Raw genomic sequence first — 5,536 nt, 5'->3', positions numbered from 1 at the left:
ATCAATCGATTTTTAATTTTCTTATTTTCTTATACAATAGAGTGGCATGATAAGAAAGGAGTTGATAAAATGCATCCATTGCTTGCAGGTAAAAAGGGTGATAGGCTTTTTTTGTTGGGAAATGAGGCGGTTGTAAGAGGTGCAATTGAAGGTGGTATTGCAGTTGCCTCAACTTATCCCGGAACACCTTCATCTGAAATTGGAGATACATTCTACGACATTTATAAGGAGTTAGGCATCTATTTTGAATTTTCCGTAAATGAGAAAGTTGCTCTCGAAATTGCAGCATCGGGCTCGGTTTCGGGGCTAAGGAGTTTTGTCTGGTTTAAGCATGTTGGTCTCAATGTTGCATCCGACTCATTTATGTCGCTTGCCTACACTGATGTTAGGGGTGGGCTTGTTGTGCTTACCGCAGATGACCCTTCAATGTTTTCATCGCAAAACGAACAGGATAACAGGCTCTATGCAAGGCTTGGGAATGCAGTCCTTATTGAGCCTTCGACGCCTCAGGAGATGAAAGACCTTATGCCATATGCCTTTATGGTCTCCGAAAAGGTGAGATTGCCTGTGCTTTTTAGAACAACCACTCGTGTTGCACATATGCGGGGCGTTGTCGAGTTGGGTGATATTTTTACAAATCTTCCTGAGGGTGATTTTAAAAAAGACCCATCTAAACTTGTCCCAGTTCCTGCAAATGCATACAGAGCAAAAGGAGAGATTATAGAAAAACTCAAAAAGGCAAAATTTGTTGCAAATGAAAGTGCATATAACAGGCTGATTGAGGTTGATGGCGATATTGATACAGGGCTTTTAATTATTGTATCTGGTGTTTCATTCAACTATGTTATGGATGCGTTATCCGAAAGAAATTTAAAGGCAACAGTCCTTAAACTTACTCTCACATATCCATTTCCAGAGGATCTTGTTTTGAATGCAATGAACAATAAAGAAAAAGTCCTTGTTGTTGAAGAAGTTGACCCGATAATGGAAAAAGAAATTTACTATATCCTTGGGCGTTTTGGACTTCGTAAAAAAGTCTTTGGGAAACTCGATAACACACTTCCCCCTGCCTATGAATACAATCAGGATATTATTGAAAGCGCATTTGAGAAAATCCTGGGTGTTACTTTTGAAAAACCAAAGAAACTCAAAACAGACTTGCCTCTTGCAATGCGACCACCTGTATTCTGTCCTGGATGCCCTCACAGGGGTATGTATGATGCAGTAAAGAGAGCAGTAAATGAACTTGGAATCGATGCAATCTATCCTAACGATATTGGGTGCTATACGCTTGGAATTAATACACCTTTTAATATGGCTGACTACCTTCTTTCAATGGGCTCAAGTGTTGGGACGGCTTCGGCGCTTTCAAAGTTTTCGGGAAAGAGAGTAATTGCCTTTATTGGCGACTCGACTTTCTTCCACGCAGGCATTCCTGCACTTGTAAACGCAGTCCACAACAAAGATAATTTCACCCTCATAATCCTTGACAACAGGACTACAGCTATGACTGGTGCGCAACCAAACCCTGGGCTCGATGAAGAGGGTAAAAGAAAAATTGATATTGAAAGCGTTGTAAAAGGAATTGGCGTTGATTATGTTAAAACCGTTGATCCATATAACCTTAAGATGTCTTCAGACGCAGTTAAAGAGGCGCTCAATACCGAAGGCGTAAGCGTTGTAATCTCAAAAAGGGAATGCGCTCTTATCGTCCCAAAAAAGAAGTTCACATTCGTTGTTGATGAAGATAAATGCACCGGCTGTATGAATTGCATTAATGAAATTGCATGTCCTGCTATGTATGTAACAGATCTCCATAAAGTACAGATTGACGAAGTGCTTTGCGATGGGTGTGCTGTGTGCGTCCAAACCTGCCCTGAGAAAGCAATAAAAGTAAGGAAATAGACAAGGGGGCTAAAAGCCCCCTTTTAATTTTACGGACACTGGATAATTCCTCTATACCAAAGGCAATCGGCACAGGAGGGCATATTACCAAAACAATCCGAATTTGAATCAAGGCAAAAGTCACATACATCTTGAAGAGGACAGTCCGTGCATGATGGGAAAAGTGCATTTTCTACATTGTATCTAAAGCGTTTGTATTCATCGGAATTCCAGATTTCAAAAAGTGTCTTCTCCTTAAGTGATCCAAAAGAATATTTGTAGGCAATTTTCTCCCTTCCAAAGATGTATTCTGTGTATGTGTGAAGCAACCTGTAACAGGGATAGACCCCAAGATCTACACCAATTACGGTTGAGTGATTTTCGATGAATTGACACTTTCTATCTGTTAGTAGTTTAAATTTTGGATAGATTACCTTAACCTTGTATTTTCCAATACGATTGTTTATGTCATCTATAAACTTCTTGTCGTCGAAATTTCCATCGTAAAGTATTTCATTTGAGAGTTCCTTTGAGAATGGCATCAGGTTTGAAAGAAGTAGTGTCGTTACTCCAAGTTTATCTAATAGGGGAAAGATGTTATAAATTGAATTTATGTTGCTTTTCATAAGCACTGTTTCAACCCATATTTCTGGAGTTATTGCACCTTTGGATTTTTTGGTTTCTTGAAGGTATAGTATGTTATCTTCAATTTTTCCAAAATCTGTTCCTCTTATATCCTCAAAGATTTCCTTTTCTGGTGCATCGATTGAAACTATGATTTTGTCAACGCCGAGATTTACAAGGTCTTCTGCATATTTGTGAAGAAGTGTTCCATTTGTTCCAAATTCAACTCTGTAGTTTTTCTTCTTTGCTAACTCTATAAAAGAAAGAATCTTTGGATGGACAAGAGGCTCACCAATTCCTCCAAAATAGACTGTTTTTAGATTTGGAAACGCTTCAAGATTCTTTAATACGAGGTTAAACTCCTCTTCACTCATCTCCCTCAATTTGTCCTTCCAGAATCTTCTAAAGCACATTTTACAGTTGAGATTGCAGAAGGTTGTAATTTCGATATAGACTTTTTCAAGATTAGCCTTATCCTCAAGTGCAACTGTGTAATCCTTAAACCTTAGGTATAGTGTTCCCATTTCTCCTCCATATAGTTAAATAGGGAGGAGGGGATTGCCTCCTCCCTTCCTATGGTAATATTTAACTATTTAAGCCCAAGTTCTTTTAGTTTTTCTTCGGTTGGATAACCTTTTTCGTCCCAGCCTCTTACCCTATAGTAATCTGGAAGTGTCTCGTGGAGTTTTACAACCTGTCCTTTTGCTGCACCTTCAGGGAGTGGCTCTTTTAAGAATCTTTCTGGAAGTTTGTCTTCTTCAGGTCCAACACCAAGGTCAATATTCCAGAGTCTTTCAAGGTTCCAGATCCTTTCTCCTGCCTTTATTGTCTCTTCTGGAGTTAGGTCAAAACCTGTTACTGCAGCAAGGAGGGCTGTGTAATCTTCAAGCCCTAATGCAAAGGAAGTAAACAAGCACAAACCTTCAGAGTCGATTACTGCGGTAAGGTCCTGGAATGTCTTTACCCATTCTGCCTTCCCTTTTGTTTCGAATGGGTCTAACTTTTGTGGAAGTCCAAGGATTTCAGGTGAAATCATATATCCTCTTACATGGCAGCCACCACGGTTTGAAGTTGCATACTGCAGAGCGTGACCCTGTGCGCCTCTCGGGTCGTATGCTGGAAGTTCTTGTTTTCTTACACTCATTGAGTATTCAGGGTGCCCATATAACTTTGCAAACTCATAAGAGCCAAGTGCAAGTTTGTCGCCAATGTGTTCCCTCTTTGCAATGAGTTCTGTATATTTGACAACTGCTTCTGCATTTCCAAATTTTGGTTCAGGAAGCCCTTGAACTTCCTCTTTTGATACATACCCTTTTTCATATAATTCCATTAATGCAGCAATTGTTGCTCCTGTTGAGATCGTGTCCAATCCAAGTTTGTTACAGAGGTGGTTTGCTGTGATAACAGCCTTGAGATCGGAAACGCCGCAGTCTGCACTGAATGCCCAGCTTGTTTCGTATTCGGGACCTTCCACTTCCTCTTCAATTTCAGGGATTTTTACAACTCTTCCGCATCCAATTGGACATGCAAAGCAAGCCTTATTCCTTATCAAATATGTCTCTTTTAATTTTTCGCCCGAAACCTCATCAACATATTCAAATGTACCTTTCTGGAAGTTGTTTGTTGGGTATAGACCATGTTCGTCTATAATGTGGTTCAAAACCATTGTGCCGTATGTTGGCAGCCCCTGGGATGTGACACCGTTTGTCTTTATCTTATCCATTGCAACCTTCAGTGCTTCCCTGAAGGCTTCGTTATTTGCAATGTTAACCTTTTGGGTTCCTTTTGCAACAACTGCCTTTAACTTCTTTGAACCCATTACTGCACCAACACCAGTCCTTCCTGCTGCTCTTGCTTTGTCATTTATTACGCACGCCTGGAGAGTTAGATTTTCACCTGCAGGTCCAATGCATGCAACCTTTGCAGTTTTGTCTCCAACTTCTTCAAGGAGTGTATCAGTTGTTTCGTATGTATCTTTGCCCCAGAGGTGTGATGCATCCCTTATCTCAACATTCCCATCGTTAATCCACAGATACACTGGCTTGTCTGATTTACCCTCCACAATAAGCATATCAAAGCCAGCCTTCTTTAGTTCTGGACCAAAGAAACCACCAGAGTTTGAAGCAGCAATTACATTGTTTAGTGGAGATTTTGTTACAACATCATACCTTCCACCAGTTGGCGCTGTTGTAAGGGTAAGTGGACCTGTTGCAAAAATAAGTTTGTTTTCTTCTCCGAGCGGATCCGCATTTCTCGGCACTTCATCAAAAATAATTTTTACAGCATACCCTCTTGCGCCGATGAATTTACGTGCAAGCTCCTCATTGATAGGTTCAACCTTAACTTCCTTCGTTGAGAGATTTACTCTCAAGATTTTTCCCATGTAGCCACCTAACATACTGCACCTCCCTTTTTAAATTTTTAACTTCCCTTAAAATAAAAATAAGCCCAATTGCCTGGGCTTCTTTGCAATAAGGCAGGCTCAAAGATTGCTCTTCGAACCCTATCGCCTTGTAGCTCCCCGTGGGATCCACAAGGTCGAAGCCTTTATTAAGATATTTTAATATGATAATTTTGTTTGTCAAGAGGGTGTTCGAGTTACATACATTTGAGACTCCGGATAATATTCGAGAGAATTTCAATCGGTGTCAAATTGTTTAAACTCTTATGAGGTCTTTGAGTATTGTACCATATGAGGTAATCCATAATTATGCAAAATAGATAATAATGAGAGTAGAAATAACCAACAACTCCTTCTTCACTCTCTCATATCTCAACTTCATAAAACACCAAAACTTTATGCAATACTTTTCAAATTCAACTGGAATAAAAGGCAGGAACCCTCCAAAAAATTTTTTAATAAAACTTGCAATTTTTCCAAAAAAGTACTAAAACTTTTTAGAGCGTGAAAAATTGCTCGGATTTAGCTTATAAAAAGGATAAAGGCTAATAGATTATGAAATGGAATTTCGAAGAGAATAAAAATGAGCGACATTGTTTATCCTGTTGTTGTAGAAAATCTGAGTAA

General features: G+C 39.5%; 3 protein-coding genes, 1 pseudogene and 1 riboswitch. Of the genes and pseudogenes, 1 reads left to right on the top strand and 3 read right to left on the bottom strand.

The features are described 5' to 3' along the window. The first annotated feature begins 69 nt into the window (after window positions 1-69). Window positions 70-1,905, top strand: coding sequence for an indolepyruvate ferredoxin oxidoreductase subunit alpha (gene iorA / locus JHC30_07370; protein ID MCI4463966.1), 1,836 nt, complete (start codon window positions 70-72; stop codon window positions 1,903-1,905). Window positions 1,906-1,934: 29 nt separating this feature from the next. Here the strand turns inward: iorA and JHC30_07365 are convergent, their stop codons facing one another. From JHC30_07365 to JHC30_07355, 3 genes and pseudogenes are all read right to left on the bottom strand, one after another. Continuing rightward, the gene (locus JHC30_07365; GenBank protein MCI4463965.1) at window positions 1,935-3,032 is read right to left on the bottom strand and encodes a tungsten cofactor oxidoreductase radical SAM maturase; all 1,098 of its coding nucleotides are present in this window, start codon (window positions 3,030-3,032) and stop codon (window positions 1,935-1,937) included. Between the two features lie 65 nt (window positions 3,033-3,097). Next, window positions 3,098-4,906, bottom strand: a complete 1,809-nt coding sequence (locus JHC30_07360) for an aldehyde ferredoxin oxidoreductase family protein (protein MCI4463964.1) — start codon at window positions 4,904-4,906, stop codon at window positions 3,098-3,100. 47 nt (window positions 4,907-4,953) lie between these two features. Next, window positions 4,954-5,064: riboswitch (molybdenum cofactor riboswitch) on the bottom strand. A gap of 42 nt (window positions 5,065-5,106) precedes the next feature. Continuing rightward, window positions 5,107-5,223, bottom strand: a pseudogene (locus JHC30_07355) (transposase). Between the last annotated feature and the right edge of the window lie 313 nt (window positions 5,224-5,536).

Source organism: Caldisericum sp. (genome assembly GCA_022759145.1).
Classification (GTDB): Bacteria; Caldisericota; Caldisericia; order Caldisericales; family Caldisericaceae; genus Caldisericum.
This window is presented reverse-complemented; position numbering and strand designations above follow the sequence as displayed.

Bases quoted from the DNA above. Each gene is read 5' to 3' on its own strand.
- iorA (MCI4463966.1), top strand. From the start codon at position 70: ATGCATCCATTGCTTGCAGGTAAAAAGGGTGATAGGCTTTTTTTGTTG.
- JHC30_07365 (MCI4463965.1), bottom strand. From the start codon at position 3,032: ATGGGAACACTATACCTAAGGTTTAAGGATTACACAGTTGCACTTGAG.
- JHC30_07360 (MCI4463964.1), bottom strand. From the start codon at position 4,906: ATGTTAGGTGGCTACATGGGAAAAATCTTGAGAGTAAATCTCTCAACG.